At 70.9% G+C, this 15,538-nt stretch carries 11 protein-coding genes and 1 pseudogene; 4 read left to right on the top strand and 8 right to left on the bottom strand.

Features of this window, described 5'->3' with window-relative positions:
• Nucleotides 1-39: 39 nt before the first annotated feature.
• Nucleotides 40-660, bottom strand: a complete 621-nt coding sequence (locus tag PSH25_RS11250) for an L-threonylcarbamoyladenylate synthase (protein ID WP_238659034.1) — start codon at nt 658-660, stop codon at nt 40-42.
• A gap of 144 nt (nt 661-804) precedes the next feature.
• Between PSH25_RS11250 and dnaE the strand changes: the two genes are divergently transcribed.
• Nucleotides 805-4,335 (top strand): DNA polymerase III subunit alpha, encoded by a 3,531-nt coding sequence (gene dnaE, locus PSH25_RS11245; RefSeq protein ID WP_238659033.1) that lies wholly within the window; start codon nt 805-807, stop codon nt 4,333-4,335.
• Between the two features lie 115 nt (nt 4,336-4,450).
• On the opposite strand, the gene abc-f is transcribed toward dnaE, so the two are convergent.
• The 5 genes from abc-f to PSH25_RS11220 all read right to left on the bottom strand — a co-directional run bounded on the left by abc-f (nt 4,451) and on the right by PSH25_RS11220 (nt 9,389).
• Entirely contained in the window at nt 4,451-6,088 is a 1,638-nt protein-coding gene (abc-f, locus tag PSH25_RS11240) for a ribosomal protection-like ABC-F family protein (RefSeq protein ID WP_238659032.1), read from the bottom strand.
• Between the two features lie 286 nt (nt 6,089-6,374).
• On the bottom strand, nt 6,375-6,779 hold the full coding sequence (locus tag PSH25_RS11235; protein ID WP_238659031.1) for a type II toxin-antitoxin system VapC family toxin: 405 nt from the start codon (nt 6,777-6,779) through the stop codon (nt 6,375-6,377).
• Nucleotides 6,776-6,976: a hypothetical protein gene (locus PSH25_RS11230; protein ID WP_238659030.1), complete on the bottom strand. Its 201-nt coding sequence runs from the start codon at nt 6,974-6,976 to the stop codon at nt 6,776-6,778. The genes PSH25_RS11235 and PSH25_RS11230 overlap by 4 nt, the downstream gene beginning before the upstream one ends.
• A 98-nt stretch (nt 6,977-7,074) precedes the next feature.
• The gene (locus PSH25_RS11225) at nt 7,075-7,770 is read right to left on the bottom strand and encodes a response regulator (protein WP_238659029.1); all 696 of its coding nucleotides are present in this window, start codon (nt 7,768-7,770) and stop codon (nt 7,075-7,077) included.
• Nucleotides 7,767-9,389 (bottom strand): ATP-binding protein, encoded by a 1,623-nt coding sequence (locus tag PSH25_RS11220; protein ID WP_238659028.1) that lies wholly within the window; start codon nt 9,387-9,389, stop codon nt 7,767-7,769. Before PSH25_RS11220 ends, PSH25_RS11225 begins: the two co-directional genes overlap by 4 nt.
• Nucleotides 9,390-9,449: 60 nt before the next feature.
• On the opposite strand from PSH25_RS11220, the gene PSH25_RS11215 reads away from it, so the two are divergent.
• On the top strand, nt 9,450-10,838 hold the full coding sequence (locus PSH25_RS11215) for a cation:dicarboxylate symporter family transporter (protein WP_238659027.1): 1,389 nt from the start codon (nt 9,450-9,452) through the stop codon (nt 10,836-10,838).
• 194 nt (nt 10,839-11,032) lie between these two features.
• Here the strand turns inward: PSH25_RS11215 and PSH25_RS11210 are convergent, their stop codons facing one another.
• On the bottom strand, nt 11,033-11,905 hold the full coding sequence (locus PSH25_RS11210) for a DUF4231 domain-containing protein (protein ID WP_238659026.1): 873 nt from the start codon (nt 11,903-11,905) through the stop codon (nt 11,033-11,035).
• 282 nt (nt 11,906-12,187) lie between these two features.
• Nucleotides 12,188-12,916 carry a hypothetical protein gene (locus PSH25_RS11205; protein WP_238659025.1) on the bottom strand — a complete coding sequence of 243 codons (729 nt, stop codon included), beginning with the start codon at nt 12,914-12,916 and terminating at the stop codon, nt 12,188-12,190.
• Between the two features lie 182 nt (nt 12,917-13,098).
• Between PSH25_RS11205 and PSH25_RS11200 the strand changes: the two genes are divergently transcribed.
• The gene (locus PSH25_RS11200; RefSeq protein WP_238659024.1) at nt 13,099-14,511 is read left to right on the top strand and encodes an FAD-dependent oxidoreductase; all 1,413 of its coding nucleotides are present in this window, start codon (nt 13,099-13,101) and stop codon (nt 14,509-14,511) included.
• An 87-nt stretch (nt 14,512-14,598) separates the two neighbouring features.
• Nucleotides 14,599-15,538: pseudogene (locus tag PSH25_RS11195) on the top strand (FUSC family protein); the annotation flags it as partial.

Below are 15,538 nucleotides of genomic sequence, written 5' to 3'. Positions count from 1 at the left end.
AGCAGACCGGAATCTCCGCCCTTCAGGGCGGAGAGGGCGTCAATCGAAGCGGGACACGTCTCCGGCGCCCCGGCGCAGGATCTCCGGCTCGGGCCCGGACAGGTCGATCACGGTGGTCGGCTCCCTACCGCAGTCGCCGGCGTCGAGCACCGCGTCGAGCTGGTGGTCGAGCCGTTCCTTGATCTCCCAGCCCTGGGTCATCGGCTCCTCGTCGCCGGGCAGGACCAGCGTGCTGGACACCAGCGGCTCGGCCAGCTCGGCCAGCAGCGCCTGGGTGACGGTGTGCCGGGGCACCCGCACGCCGACGGTCCGCTTCTTCGGGTGCAGCATCCGGCGGGGCACTTCCCGGGTGGCCGGCAGGATGAAGGTGTAGCTGCCCGGGGTGGACGCCTTCACCAGGCGGAAGACCGAGTTGCTGATCTGCACGAACTGACCGAGCTGGGCGAAGTCGTGGCAGACCAGCGTGAAGTGGTGCCGATCATCGAGATGTCGGATCTGCCGGATCCGGTCCAGCCCGTCCTGGTTGCCCAGTTGGGTGCCGAGCGCGTAGCAGGAGTCCGTCGGGTAGGCGACCAGCCCACCGCTGCGGATCAGGTCGGCGACCTGGCCGATGACCCGCGGCTGTGGGTTCTCCGGGTGCACGTCGTAGTACCTCGCCATCCTCCGAGCCTAGGCGTACGTGGGGGCGATCAGGAGACGAGGGCCACCCTCGGCGCGGACGGTGGAGCCGCCGAGATCACCTCGGTAGGGTAGGTCCCGGTCGGCTCCGACCAACAAGATCCACACCGCCGGGGGGCGCCACGCATGGCTGATTCGTTCGCGCATCTGCACGTGCACACCGAGTACTCGATGCTCGACGGAGCGGCCCGACTGAAGGACCTGTTCGCCGAGGCCAAGCGGCTGGGCATGCCCGCCGTGGCGATCACCGACCATGGCAACATGCACGGCGCGAACGACTTCTACAACCAGGCGATGGCCGCCGGGATCACCCCGATCCTGGGCGTCGAGGCGTACGTGGCGCCGGAGTCGCGCTATCACAAGGCACGGGTCAAGTGGGGTCGCCCGGAGCAGAAGAGCGACGACATCTCCGGTAACGGCGCGATCACCCACAAGACCATGTGGGCCAAGAACGCGCAGGGCCTGAAGAACCTCTTCACCCTCAACTCGCGCGCCTCGATGGAGGGGCACTACGTCAAGTGGCCCCGGATGGACATGGAGCTGATCGCCGAGCACGCCGAGGGGATCATGGCCACCACCGGCTGCCCGTCCGGCGCGGTGCAGACCCGGCTGCGGCTGGGCCAGTTCGACGAGGCCCTCAAGGTCGCCGCCAGCTACCAGGACATCTTCGGCAAGGACAACTACTTCCTGGAGATCATGGATCACGGCCTCTCCATCGAGAGCCGGGTCCGCGAGGGGCTCACCGAGATCGCCCGCAAGCTGGACATCCCGCCGGTGGTCACGAACGACTCGCACTACACCCACGAGGCGCAGGCCACCGCCCACGACGTGCTGCTCTGCGTGCAGACCGGCAGCAACATCGACGACCCCAACCGGTTCCGGTTCGAGGGCGGCGGCTACTTCATCAAGAGCGCCGACCAGATGCGCGCGGTGGACTCGTCCGAGCTGTGGCAGGAGGGCTGCCGCAACACCCTGCTGGTCGCCGAGAAGGTCGACCCGAAGGGCATGTTCGAGTTCCACAACCTGATGCCGCGCTTCCCGGTCCCGGAGGGGGAGACCGAGGAGTCCTGGTTCCGCAAGGAGACCTTCGCCGGCCTGGCCCGCCGCTACCCGAACGGCATCCCGGAGGGGCACGTCGTCCAGGCGGAGTACGAGCTCGGCGTGATCAACCAGATGGGCTTCCCGTCCTACTTCCTCGTGGTCGCCGACTTCATCCAGTGGGCGAAGAACCAGGGCATCGCGGTGGGCCCGGGCCGTGGTTCGGCAGCCGGGTCGCTCGTCGCGTACGCGCTGGGCATCACCGACCTGGACCCGATCCAGCACGGCCTGATCTTCGAGCGGTTCCTCAACCCCGAGCGGGTCTCGATGCCGGATGTCGACATCGACTTCGACGAGCGTCGGCGCGGCGAGGTGATCAAGTACGTCACCGACAAGTGGGGCGAGGACAAGGTCGCCCAGATCGCCACCTTCGGCACGATCAAGGCGAAGGCCGCGATCAAGGACTCGGCCCGGGTCCTGGGCTTCCCGTACGCGGTCGGCGACCGGATCACCAAGGCCATGCCACCGGCGGTGATGGGCAAGGACATCCCGCTCACCGGCATCTTCGACAACAAGCACCCCCGCTACGCCGAGGCGGGCGAGATCCGCGGCCTGTACGACTCCGACCCGGACGTCCGCAAGGTGATCGACACGGCCAAGGGCATCGAGGGGCTGATCCGGCAGACCGGTGTGCACGCCGCCGGCGTGATCATGTCCGCCGAGCCGATCATCGAGCACATCCCGTTGACGCGCCGCGACGCCGACGGGGCGATCATCACGCAGTTCGACTACCCGACCTGCGAGTCGCTCGGGCTGCTGAAGATGGACTTCCTCGGCCTGCGCAACCTGACGATCATCGACGACGCGGTCAAGAACATCGAGCTGAACCACGGCCGCAAGCTCGACCTGCTGGGCCTGCCGCTCGACGACAAGGCCGCGTACGAGCTGCTGGCCCGCGGTGACACCCTGGGCGTGTTCCAGCTCGACGGTGGGCCGATGCGGTCGCTGCTGCGGTTGATGAAGCCGGACAACTTCGAGGACATCTCCGCCGTCCTGGCCCTGTACCGACCCGGCCCGATGGGCGTCGACTCGCACACCAACTACGCCCTGCGCAAGAACGGCCTCCAGGAGATCACGCCGATCCACCCGGAGCTGGAGGAGCCGCTGCGGGAGATCCTGGCGCCCACCCACGGCCTGATCGTCTACCAGGAGCAGGTGCAGCGCGCCGCGCAGATCCTCGCCGGCTACACCCTCGGTCAGGCGGACCTGCTGCGCCGGGCCATGGGTAAGAAGAAGAAGGAGATCCTCGACAAGGAGTTCATCCCGTTCCGGGACGGCTGCCGCGAGCGTGGCTACTCCGACGAGGCGATCCAGGCGGTGTGGGACGTCCTGGTGCCGTTCGCCGGGTACGCCTTCAACAAGGCGCACTCCGCCGCGTACGGCCTGGTCTCCTACTGGACGGCGTACCTGAAGGCGCACTACCCGGCCGAGTACATGGCCGGGTTGCTGACAAGCGTCGGCGACGACAAGGACAAGATGGCGCTCTACCTGGCCGAGTGTCGCCGGATGCGCATCCAGGTGCTGCCACCGGACGTGAACACCTCGGCCGGGCCGTTCACCCCGGTCGGCAAGGACATCCGATTCGGCCTCGCCGCCGTGCGTAACGTCGGGGCGAACGTGGTCGCCTCGATCATGCGCTGCCGCGAGGAGAAGGGCGAGTACGCCGACTTCTACGACTTCCTGTCCAAGGTGGACGCGGTGGTCTGCAACAAGAAGACCATCGAATCGCTGATCAAGGCGGGCGCGTTCGACTCCCTCGACCACCCCCGCAAGGGCCTGCTCGCGGTGCACGCCGACGCGATCGACGCGTACGCCGACGTCAAGCGCAAGGAGGCCGTCGGCCAGTACGACCTGTTCGGCGCCGGCTTCGGTGACGCCGACACCGGCAGCACCACGGTGATGCCGACCATCGGCGACAGCGAGTGGGACAAGCGCGACAAGCTGGCCTTCGAACGGGAGATGCTCGGCCTGTACGTCTCCGACCACCCGCTGTTCGGCCTGGAGCACATCCTCAACGCGGCGGCCGACACCACCATCGCCTCCCTGGCTGAGGAGGGCGCGGTGCCCGACGGGGCGGTCGTCACCCTCGCCGGCATCCTCTCCGGAGTGCAGCGCCGGGTCACCAAGCAGGGCCGGGCCTGGGCGTCGGCCACCCTGGAGGACCTGGCCGGTGGGGTGGAGACGCTGTTCTTCCCCAACACCTACGAGGTGATCGGGCAGTACATCGCCGAGGACGCCATCGTGGTGGTCAAGGGCCGGGTGGACCGCCGCGACGACACCCCACGGATCATGGCGATGGACATGTCCATGCCGGACGTCAGCACCAGCGCCACCAACAAGCCGGTCACCCTCACCATCCCGGTGCACCGCTGCACACCACCGCTGGTGGAGAAACTCAAGGAAACGCTGGTGCTGCACCCCGGCGACACCGAGGTGCACGTCAAACTGCAGAACGGCGGGCGCACCACCACCCTGCGACTGGGTCCGTTCCGGGTGGCGGCGACGACCGCGCTGATGGGTGACCTCAAGAGCGTCCTCGGCCCGGCCAACGTGAGCTGACCGGGCCTCGGTCCGGCCGGCGTGAGCTGACCGGGCCTCGGTCCGGCCGGCGTGAGCTGACCGGGCCTCGGTCCGGCCGGCGTACGTCCGGCCGGACCGAGGACGGCCGCCGGGCTCAGCCCCGGTCGGGGGCGCCGATCTCCCGCAGCTGGCCGTCGGCCAGCCGCAACCAGCGCTGCACGCCGATCTCGGCGAGGAACCGCTCGTCGTGGCTGACCACCACGAACGCCCCCTGGTACGCCGACAGCGCGCTCTCCAACTGACCCACGCTGACCAGGTCCAGGTTGTTGGTCGGCTCGTCGAGCAGCAGCAGTTGCGGGGCCGGCTCGGCGCAGAGCACACAGGCGAGGGTGGCGCGCAGCCGTTCACCGCCGGAGAGCACCCCGACCGGCAGGTTGACCCGGGCACCCCGGAACAGGAACCGGGCGAGCAGGTTCATCCGCTTGGCGTCCGGCAGGTTCGGCGCGTACGCGGCGAAGTTCTCCGCCACCGTGCGGTCGAGGTCCAGCAGGTCCAGCCGCTGCGACAGGTACGCGATCCGCCCGTCGGCCCGTTTGATCTCGCCGCCGGCCGGGTCCAGGTCGCCGTTGACCAGGCGTAGCAGGGTCGACTTGCCGACGCCGTTCGCCCCGGTGAGCGCGATCCGCTCCGGCCCCCGGATCACCAGGTCGGCGCCGTCGTCGCCGAACAGGTCCCGGTCGTCGAAGCGGGCCCGCATCCCCTGGCCGGAGAAGACCGTGCGCCCGCCCGGGACGCTGGTGTCCGGCAGGTCGACGACGATCCGGTCCTCGTCGCGTACCGCCCGCCCCGCCTCGTCAAGCCGGGCCTTGGCCTGACCGAGCCGGGACGAGTGCGTCTCCTGCGCCTTGCCCGCCGACTCCTGCGCGCTGCGCTTGAGCCCACCGGCCACGATCCGGGCCAGGCCCGCGTTCTTCAGGTTCTTGGACGCGTTGCTGGCCCGCCGGTCGGCCCGCTCCCGGGCCTGCTGCATCTCCCGCTTCTCCCGCTTGACCTCCTGCTCGGCGTTGCGCAGGTTGCTCTCGGCCACCTCCCGCGCCGCCTGCACCGCCTCGGTGTACGCGGTGAAGTTGCCCCCGTACCAGCGGATCTCGCCCTGGTCCAGCTCGGCGATGCGGTCCATCCGGTCCAGCAGCTCCCGGTCGTGGCTGACCAGCAGCAGGCACCCGGACCAGTCGGTGAGGACGTCGTAGAGCTTGTGCCGGGCCTCCAGGTCCAGGTTGTTTGTCGGTTCGTCGAGCAGCAGCACGTTCGGGCGGCGCAGCAGTTGCGCCGCCAGGCCGAGGGAGACCACCTGACCGCCGCTGAGGGTGTGCAGCCGGCGGTCGAGCGACAGCTCACCCAGGCCGAGCCGGTCCAACTCCGAGCGGGTGCGCTCCTCGATGTCCCAGTCGTCGCCGATCGTGGCGAAGTGTTCCTCGCTGGCGTCCCCGGCCTCGATGGCCTGCAATGCCGCGATCCGCTCGGCCACGCCCAGCACCTGCGCCACGCTCAGGTCACCGGCCAGTGGCAGCGTCTGCGGGAGGTAGCCGAGCAGGCCGTCGACGGTGACGCTGCCGCCGCTGGGCCGCAGCTCCCCGGCGATCAGCCGCAGCAGGGTGCTCTTGCCAGCGCCGTTGGGCGCGACCAGACCGGTGCGACCGCCCGGCACGGTGAAGGACAGCTCCGAGAAGACCGGGGTGTCGTCCGGCCAGGAGAAGGACAGGTTCGAGCAGACAATGAACGCATCAGACATGCGAGTGACCTCGAGAGGGTGGGGTGGGCGCGCCAGAGCCGCCCGACGACAACGGGAACCGGTGGAACGACAACATGGCCTCGGCGGCTACGCGGACGCGCGCCGAGCCGATGGCCGAACACATCCGGTCTCACCCGGAGATGTCGTCGTCACCCGCCATGTCTGGTCTCCCTGGTCGTACCGCTAACCCAACGCCGCAAGTCTAACAACGGATCTTCGCCCCGCCACCGCTTCCGGCCCGCCACCGCCTCGCAGTATCGGGCAGCCACACGCGGAGCTGGCAGGGCTAGGAGACGTCGAAAAGACGTAGCCCGTCGTACTCGGCGAAGTCGGCGAAATCTTTGCCGTTGAAAGTCGCCAGCGGCAGCCGGTCGACCAGGCAGCAAGCCGCGATCCAGGAGTCGTTGGTCGGTCGGGGGCGTCCCCGGTGCTGAGCCCGCGCCTGGAGGTGCCCCCAGGTCATCGCCACCGCCTCGTCGAAGGGGAGCAGCACGATCCCCGAGCGCCACTGCGCGAGGTCAGCCAGCTTGCGCGGCCCCCAGCTTCGGAGCGCTGTCCACTTGGTCAGCTCTCCGAGCGTCACGAAGGTGATGCAAAGGGTCTTACCGGCCAGGCGGGCACGGAGACGTTCAGGTAGCCGTCCCGGGAGGATTGCTGACGCGACGTCGGTGTCCAAGACGACAAGGCTCATGCGGCGCCGGCCCGCCGAGAGACGTACAGGTCGGCGAGGAAATCGTCCAGTTCCTCGTCCGACTCGAACAGGTCTGGACGCGCCAGGTCGTCCACGGAGGCGATGGGTCGAATGCCCTGACGGCGGGCCTGCTCCTCGGCCGGCACATGCTCAGCCGTCGGCCACTCGGGCATCTGTTCGGCATTGCTCGAGGTCACGACTCGCCTCCTGCGTATCGGGTCGCCCTCGATTCTTCCACTTCCTGCATCGAGGAGTGGCACCTCGCGGCCGGTGTCGGGGCGGAGTTACGGCCCGCTCAGCGGGGTCGGTACTCGACCTCGGGGCGGCCGGGGGTGCCGTAGCGGGGGGTGCGGGCGGCCCGGTCGACGGTCACCAGATACTCCAGGTAGCGGCGGGCGGTCACCCGGGAGATGCCGGTCAGCGCGCTCACCTCGGTCGCGGACAGCCCGACCGCCGCGCGAGTGCCGTCGGTGAGCGCGGCGCGTACCCGATTGAGGGTCTGCGCGTCGAGCCCCTTGGGCAGGCTGTGCCCGGCGGTGCCGCGCAGGGTGGCGAACATCCGGTCCACCTCGTGCTGGGCGGCGACCTCGCCGTCAGCGAGCGCCTGGGCGCGGTAGTCGGCGTACCGCTCCAGCTTGTCGCGGAACGCGGCGAACGTGAACGGCTTGAGCAGGTAGTGGGTCACCCCGAGGGACACGGCGGTGCGCACCACCGCCAGGTCCCGCGCGGAGGTCACCGCGAGCACGTCGACGCTGCTGCCGGCCGCGCGCAGCGCCCGGCAGACGTCCAGGCCGTGCAGATCGGGCAGCCGAAAATCAAGGAGTACGAGGTCCACGTCGCCGCCGTCGTTGGCGCGCAGGGCCGCCATCGCCGCCCGCGCGGTGTGCGCCACCCCGACCACCACGAAACCGGGAACCCGTTCGGTGTACGCGCTGTGCGCCTCGGCCAGCAGCGGCTCGTCCTCCACAACCAGCACCCGGATGGCGGTCATGACCGCTCGATCCTGCCCGGCAGTCGGACGGTGAACAGGCTCCCGCCGTCGTCCGAGCGACCCACCTCGGCGCCACCGCCGTGCCGACGGACCACCTGCCCGACCAGCGCCAGGCCGAGGCCCCGGCCGGTGCTCTTGGTGGACCAGCCGCGCCGGAACGCGTCGGCGACCCGCTCCGGCGCCAGGCCGGGGCCGCTGTCGGCGACGCGGACCACCAACTCGTCGTCGACCGTGCCGACGAAGACCCGCACCCGGCGCGGCGCCGGTGTGCCGGCCACCGCCTCCAGGGCGTTGTCGACCAGGTTGCCGACCACGGTGAGCAGGTCACCGGTTGGCAGCGGACTGTCGTCGAGGTGGCAGTCCGGCTCGATGACCAGATCCACCCCGCGTTCGCCGGCCTGTGCGGACTTGCCGAGCAGCAGGGCGGCCAACGCCGGCTCGGTCACCGCGCCGACCACCCGGTCGGTCAGCTGCTGGGCGAAGGCCAGGTCCCGGGTGCCGAGACGGACGGCCTCGTCGGCGCGGCCCAGCTCGACCAGGGTCAGCACGGTGTGCAGCCGGTTGGCCGACTCGTGGGTCTGCGCCTGCAACGCCTCGGTCAGCGCCCGCACCGAATCCAGCTCGCTGGCCAGTGTGCGCAGCTCGGTCTGGTCGCGCAGGGTCAGCACGGTGCCGAGCGCCGCGCCCTCGAACCAGGCGGTCCGCTGGTTGGCGACGAGCACCCGGTCACCGGCGAGGATCGGCTCGTCGCGGGCGTCGCGCCCGGAGTCGAGCAGTTCGGCCGCCGCCGGCGGCAGGTCGATCCCGGCCACCGGCTGGTCGATCACCGGAGCGTCCGCGTCGAGCCCCAACAGCCGACGGCCCTCGTCGTTCACGAGCGCCACCCGACGATCGGTGGTCAGCACGACGAGACCCTCGCGCACCGAGTGCAGAACGGCGTCGTAGTACTCGTACATCCGGGTCATCTGCGCCGGCCCCAGACCGTGCGTCTGACGACGGAGCCGGCGGCTGAGCAGCCAGGAGCCCGTCGCGGCGAGCGCCAGAGCCGGCGTGGCCACACCGAACAGCACCGGCAACTGGCCGAGCAGCTTCTTGTCGATCTCGCGGGTGGTGATGCCCACCGAGACCAGGCCGACGAGGCGTCGCTGCTCGTCGTACACCGGAACGACCGCGCGCACCGACTCGCCGAGCGTCCCGACGTTGGTGGTGGTGAACGGGCGGCCCGCCAGGGCGGGCCCGATCTCGCCGACGAACGGCTCGCCGATCCGGTCCCGCGTGGGGTGCGAGAAACGGGTGCGGTCGGGGGCCATCACCACCACGAAGTCGGTGTCCGTGGCCTTCCGGGTCGACTCGGCGTACGGCTGGAGCACGCTGGCCGGGTCGGCGGTCGTGAGGGCCGCCCGGACGTCGGGGGAACCGGCCACGGTCTGCGCCACCGCGAGCACCTCATCCTGCGCGGCCTGACGCGCGTCGCTGCGGGCCAGCCAGACGGCGCCCGCCGCGCCGGCCAGCACGAGCAACGTCACCACCATCGCCTGGAGGGCGAAGAGTTGCCCCGCGATGCTCCACTGGCGTCGGGCCACCTCCACCACCTCCTCTCGCGCCACCATTGGTGCCATCGCGGTGAACAGAATGACCGCAAGGCTGTCAACGGGTGAGACGCGCTTCACATTGTCGACATGGACACCACCACACCCGCCACCACCCCGGCACCGGCGGTCCGCCGGGACCGTACCCGTTACCTGTATCTGGCCGTCATCGTGGCCGTGGTCGCCGGCATCGTGGTCGGCCTGGTCGCCCCCGATTTCGGCAAGGAACTCAAGCCGATCGGCACCGGCTTCGTCAACCTGATCAAGATGATGATCAGCCCGGTCATCTTCTGCACCATCGTGCTCGGCGTCGGCTCCGTCCGGCAGGCCGCGAAGGTCGGCAAGGTCGGCGGCCTGGCCCTCGGCTACTTCCTCACCATGTCGACAGTCGCGCTCGCCATCGGCCTGGTCGTCGGCAACCTCATCCACCCCGGCTCCGGCCTGAACCTCGGCCCGGAACTCGCCGGCTCCGGCAAGGCCGCGGCCGGTGACGAGGCCGCCGGTACAGCGGACTTCCTGCTCGGGATCATCCCGACGACGCTGCTCTCCTCGCTGACCGAGGGCAAGGTACTCCAGACGCTGCTGGTCGCCCTGCTGGTCGGCTTCGCCGTCCAGGCCATGGGCCGGCGGGGGGAGCCGGTGCTCAGCGCCATCACCGTCATCCAGCGGGTCGTCTTCAAGGTCCTCGCCATGATCATGTGGCTGGCGCCGATCGGCGCGTTCGGCGCGATGGCCGCCGTGGTCGGCGCGACCGGCGTGGACGCCCTCAAGAGCCTCGCCCAGATCATGGTGGGCTTCTACGTCACCTGTCTGATCTTCGTGCTGGTCTTCCTGGGCGCGCTGCTGTGGTTCGTGGCCCGGATCTCGATCTTCTCGCTGCTGCGTTACCTGGGCCGGGAGTTCCTGCTGATCCTGTCGACCTCGTCGTCGGAGTCGGCGCTGCCGCGGCTGATCGCCAAGATGGAGCACTTCGGCGTGAGCAAGCCGGTCGTCGGCATCACGGTGCCGACCGGCTACTCGTTCAACCTGGACGGCACGGCGATCTACCTGACCATGGCGTCGCTGTTCATCGCCGACGCGCTGGGCAAGCCGCTGGCCATCGGCGAGCAGATCTCGCTGCTGCTGTTCATGATCATCGCGTCGAAGGGTGCCGCCGGGGTGACCGGCGCCGGGCTGGCCACGCTGGCCGGCGGCCTCCAGTCACACCGGCCGGACCTCGTCGACGGGGTCGGACTGATCGTCGGCATCGATCGGTTCATGTCGGAGGCTCGGGCGCTGACCAACTTCGCCGGCAACGCGGTGGCGACCGTGCTGGTGGGAACGTGGACCGGCGAGTTCGACCGGGAACGGGCGACCGCGGTGCTGAGCGGCAACGACCCGTTCGACGAGGCCACCATGGTCGACGAGCACGACGACGACGACGAGGCGGCGCCCCGCCCCGACGAGAAGGAGACGACGCCGGCCGGAGCGTCGGCCTGAGTCACGGGCGTGAACCAGGGTCGCGGCGGCCAGCGCCGCCGCGACCCCCGCCGCGATCCCTGCCCGCTGGTGATCCCTGCCCGCCGGTGATCCACTCCGTTTCCTGAAAATCGGGGCGTCCGAGCGGCCCGGACCCCGCGTTTTCCTGAAGTCCGAGTCGATCTCCGGGCGCCGGGCGCTGTCAGCGGGAGGTGTCAGCGGCGGCGTGCTCGCCACATCGTGTGCTCCCGGGAGATCGCCGTCTCCGTGTCGTTCACGAACCGCGACAGGTCGGCTTCCGAGCTGATCCGGGTAGCGAGGGAGCCCATGGCGGCAAGCTCCTGACTAGCCAGGGCATAGGCGGTCGCCACCGCGCCGTGTTGCCGCGTCTGCGTCCAGGCCGCGCCGGCCGCGACCGCTGCGGCGGCAACGCCGAGCAGGTCGAGGTTGGTCAGCCCGGCAGCCCGCGACACGGCCAGGGTCACCCCGACGATCTCCAGCACGAGCATGCTGACCGACCAGCGGGTCGCCCGCGCCCGATTCGACAATGACCGTTCGGCGTACCAGGCTCGCTGAGCCTCAAGACGGCCGGTCAGGTACGCGGCGCGGCGCTCCTCGAGGGAGGCGGCGCGTAGTGCGCGCATTCCGTCCGTGATCTGTTGCCCGGCCACCGCGGGGGCCGCCAACCCGGCGGCGGACATGTCCCGGGTCAGGCCCAACAGCCGGTTGGTGAGTTCCTCGACGCTGTCCGAGTCGCTCTGCGATCGCGGAAAAGGGTCCGCCGCGACGGTGAATCGCCAGGTGAGCGACTTGATGGATTCGGAGAGGGCCCTGCCGACGTACCACCGTTCGTTGGGGCGATTGGTGAGGAGGAAGACCTCGACGATCGACGTGGCGGCGAAGGCACCCGCCGCGAGCGCCGGGCCCAGGGCGAAATCGTCGAGCTTCCACGTGGCGACTCCCGCGACCGCGGCCACCAGGAGCAGGGACAGCCGCAGTGCGATCAGGGTCGCGTACACGCGTTGGCCGCGCTGCGACTCGTAGGACACGGCGCGCTGAAACGGGGGAAGATCCTCGGCCTTCAGCATGTCGTTGACCTCTCGACAGAACGTCCGGGGCGTCCGGCGGGGCGAGCAGCGATCCCGGTAAGCAGTCGGTACGCAGCGCTGTAGACAGTAGACACCGCCGTCCACCCGCCACCGCCCGCACCGACTCCCACCCCATCCCCGCCGCCCTCCGCCCGCCCTCGCCCGCCCTCGCCCAGGCCGGTGATCAAGAAGTTCGCGTCAGGACACGCCGCGACGGATGACGGAAAGCTCTTGATCAACCGTGGCGGGGGTGGGCGCGTTGACCGGGGGGTGGGTGGGGGGCTAGGGCGTGGTGGTCTTGTCGCAGGGGACGCCGATGCCGAGGTTGACGCGGTCGTCCTGGCCGTTCGACGTCACGATGAGCGGTACGCAGGCGGCTTGCGCGACCCAGGTGCCGCCGACGAAGGCCATCCACTGGGCCTGCCCACCCTCCGGCGCGCAGGCGCGCACGGTGACGGTCGGCGCGGGCGTGCCGCCCCAGCCGAGTCGGGCCTTGTCCTGCCAGCCCGGTGCCACCCGCAGGTCGACGACTGTGCCGGCGCGGACGACGAGCCCCCACTTGGCGAACAGCCGCGCCGCCGGGTCGGCCTCCCCGGAATCTTCCGCCGACAACACGCGCGCATCGGGCACCGCCACGTCTTTCCCCACCAGCCGGTAGCCCGCTGGCGGTGCCGGCAGCGCGTCGACCGATGCGGTGCAGGGCGGCCCGCCACCGCTCGCGTCCGTCGATGGCGCTGCGCCGTTGGCCGGCGGCGTGGTGTGCTGGCGCGACTCACCCGCCGGTGTGCAGGCGGACAGGACCACCACCAGGCACAGGAAGCCCCGCCAGGCGATCGGCCTGGTCCGGCCGCCCGCCCCGGGCTCCACTCGGCCGCCCGCCACGGGCTCCAACCGGCTGCCCGCCACGGGCTCCAACCGGCTGCCCGCCACGGGCTCCAACCGGCCGCCCGCCCCGGGACCCACAAGGCCCGGGGCACGGGGGGTCGGGGTCGCGCCGGCATGCGCACTCATCGGATATTCATAGCTGGTGGCCGGACCCGGCGCGACCCTTGCCAACGACGCCCGGTTGCGGTTCCGGCGGCGCAACGGCAACACCAACCGGACGTGGTGGGCCAACTGAGCGCTGACGGCGGGCGCTGCGGTGGTTACGGTCGTGGATGCCGAGGTTTCCCGACCGTTCGAGGAGTGATCGCATGCCCCCCTCTCCGTCCCGGCTCTTCGCCGAGATAGCGACGGCCGAACCACCGGCCGAGACCAGAGTGGTCATGCGACGGGCGGTGGTGCTCGGTGGCAGCATGGCCGGGTTGCTGGCCGCCCGGGTGTTGAGCGACCACGCCGAGGAAGTGCTGATCATCGAACGGGACCCGTCCGATGTCGACGCCGGGCCGCGGCCGGGTGTGCCCCAGGGCAGTCAGGTGCACGCGCTGCTGCCCGCCGGTCAGGTCCAGTTGGAGCGCTGGTTTCCCGGCATCGCCGACGAGGCGCTCGCGCTCGGCGCCCCGCCGCCGCCGCGCGACCCGGGCACGGCGAAGGTCTTCGTGAACGGCATGTTGGGTCTGCCGCCCGCGGCGACCGGCACCGGACCGGCGCTGATCACCACCCGTCCGTTCCTGGAGGCGCTGGTCCGCCGGCGCACCCTCGCCGTCGACAACATCCGCATGGTGTACGGCCGGGCGGAGGGCCTGCTCTTCGACGAGCGCCGGGTCACCGGCGCGAGGTACGTGCCCGAGGGTGGCGGCGAGCCCATCGTCGAAGCGGCGGACCTGGTGGTCGACGCGATGGGGCGGTCCAGCCGGTTGAGCGACTGGCTGGCCGAGCACGGGTGGCCGCGCCCGCCGATGCAGCGCATGCCGATCAAACTGAACTACGCCACGGCGCTCTTCAAACGCGACGAGAAGGTCAGCGACGCCTGGGTGGCGGTCTTCCACACCATGGCGGGCAAGGGGCGTACCGCCCGGATCGGTGGGATCAACTCGGTCGAGGGGGACCGGTGGATCATGCTGGTGGCCGGCTACGACGGGGACCGGCCCAGCCGCGACGTCGCCGACTTCACCGCCCGCTGCCGTGAGCACTACCCGCAGATGTTCGGTGACATCGCCGAACACGGGGAGATGCTCGGCGGGGTGGTCACGTACCACCAGGCGGACAGCCGACGCCGCGACTTCCACAAGCTCGACCGCCTGCCGGCCGGGCTGGTCGCCGCCGGCGATGCGGTGGCGTCCTTCAACCCGGTGTACGGCCAGGGCATGACCTCCGCGACGCTGCATGCCTCCTGCCTGTCGAAGTACCTGCGGTCCGGCCCGGAACCGCACGACGAGCCCGCGCGGGCGTACTTCGACCAGGTCCGCGTGGTGGTCGACGCCGCCTGGCAGATCTCCACCACCGCCGACATCGAGCTGCCGCACGTCGACGGGCCGTACCCGCCCGGCTACAGGGTCACCAAGTGGTTCGGGGACCTGCTCTTCCGGGCGTCGCTGACCGACCCGGTGCTCAACGCCCGGCTGGGCCGGGTCACCACCATGCTCGACCACCCGGCCGCCCTGAGCCGCCCCGGCACCCTGTTCCGGGCCCTCCGACTCGGTCTGCTCCGCAGCTCTCGGCGGTGATTCGCCGCCAAACCCGCCGCCCACTGCGGGGCGCGGTGGAGAATGGTGGGCCGGGGAGGGGTGCTGCGACGAACCGGGGGAGCGGTCGTGCTCGGAACCAGCCTCCTTGGCCGGCTTCGCCGCCGTGACCCGAGTGATGCCATCCTGCGACGTGCGGCTCGGCTGACGCTCGTCGCGTCCGTCGTCTTCTACGGCTGCCGGTACGGCGCGGGCAGCTCGACGCTCGCCACCTACGGGTTGTTCGGCACGATCGCCACCGGGTCGTTCGCGCAGCTGCCCGGGCCGGCGCCGCAGCGGGCGCGGATCCTCGTGCTGTCGCTGCCGGCGGTGTGGGCGCTGATCACGGTGGGCTCGCTGTTGGCGTGGAGCACGTGGGCGGCCGCGGGCGGCATGCTGGTCGTCGGGTTCGTGGTGGCGTTCGCCGGGGTCGGCAACCCGCGCCTGGTGGGTTTGGCGAGCGCGTTCCAGCTCTTCTACATCCTGGCGTCGTTCCCGCCGTACCAGCCGGGCACCCTGCCGGAGCGACTCGGTGGGGTGACGTTCGCCGTCGTGCTGCTCGCCGCGGCCGAGGTGTTCCTCTGGCCCGACCCGGTGCCGGTCTCCTACCGGCAGCGCCTCGCCGAGGCGGCGGACGGCGTCGCCGCCTTCCTCGACGCCGCCGCCGACAGGTTGACCGCGCCGCACGCCGCCGCGGGTGGTCGGGACACGTGCCGCGACCGGGCGTACGACGTGGTGGCGGCGATCGAGTTGAACCGCAGCCCTCCGGCGTGGGCGCCCACCGCGGCGGGCGCCCAGGACCGGGCGTTGCGGATCTGCGCTGCCGCGTTACGGGAGGTGCTCGCCGAGGCCGACCGGCTGGCGGCGGACGCCCCGCCGGAGCCGATCCCGGACCTGGCGGCGGCGCGTGCTGGTGCGCTCGTTCGGGGACCCGACCGGCGCCGCCGGGCGGAGCCTGTCGCCGGGTGCCCCGGCGGTGGCCCCCGCCGACGTGGACGTGGCGGTCGGACGAGCCGAGGCGGCGTACCCG

Source organism: Micromonospora foliorum (assembly GCF_022229015.1).
Lineage (GTDB): Bacteria > Actinomycetota > Actinomycetes > Mycobacteriales > Micromonosporaceae > Micromonospora > Micromonospora foliorum.
This window is presented reverse-complemented; position numbering and strand designations above follow the sequence as displayed.